Origin of the sequence: Salsipaludibacter albus (genome assembly GCF_019798055.1) — a bacterium.
Taxonomy (GTDB): domain Bacteria; phylum Actinomycetota; class Nitriliruptoria; order Nitriliruptorales; family Nitriliruptoraceae; genus Salsipaludibacter; species Salsipaludibacter albus.
Genome location: NZ_JAHOPH010000074.1, coordinates 1 through 701, shown reverse-complemented (window position 1 = coordinate 701; position 701 = coordinate 1). Strand labels below are relative to the sequence as shown.

At 49.9% G+C, this 701-nt stretch carries 1 protein-coding gene; it reads left to right on the top strand.

The genetic code is table 11. The annotated features are described in order from the left end of the window. A partial coding sequence (locus tag KR546_RS18860) for a M20/M25/M40 family metallo-hydrolase (RefSeq protein WP_238446268.1) occupies positions 1–652 on the top strand: 652 nt, incomplete at its 5' end. Between the last annotated feature and the right edge of the window lie 49 nt (positions 653–701).

The following is a 701-nucleotide window of genomic DNA, read 5'->3' as shown; positions in this document are numbered from 1 at the left end:
GGCCGCGACCGATGAGTTCACAATCACCATCAATGGCAAAGGCGGCCATGCTGCCCAGCCGCATCGCAATATTGATCCGATCGTTATCGGCTCGCAGCTGGTCACTGCTTTGCAGAGCATTGTTTCACGTGGATCAAACCCGCTGGATTCACTGGTCGTCTCGGTGACCAAGTTCAATGCCGGTGAAGCTTACAATATCATTCCGGAAAAAGCAGTTCTCGCAGGAACAGTCCGCAGCCTGACAAAACACAGCCGTGCTTTTGCCGAGCAGCGTATGCGTGCGCATTGTGAAGCCTTTGGTCTGCTTAATAATATCAAGATCGATCTCGATTTTAAAAACAACTATCCGGTGACATTCAACCATTCCGGTCAGACGGATATCGCTGCTGATGTCGCTGACAAAGTCAGCATCAATGGTCCGATCACCCGTGAAGTTGAACCGATGATGGGCGGGGAAGATTTCTCCTATATGCTCGAAGCCCGTCCGGGTTGCTATATTTTCCTCGGCAATGGTGAGAGCGCAAACCTGCATCATCCGGCCTATGACTTCAATGATGATGCCTTGCCATATGGCATGAGCTACTGGGTTGAGTTGGCACAATATCGTCTTAAAGATGCGCAGCTTACACCGGCTGAGAAAATCGCAGCCTGATCTCAGACTGCAAATTAAACAGGTTATTGTTGAGCGAAGAGGCATAATC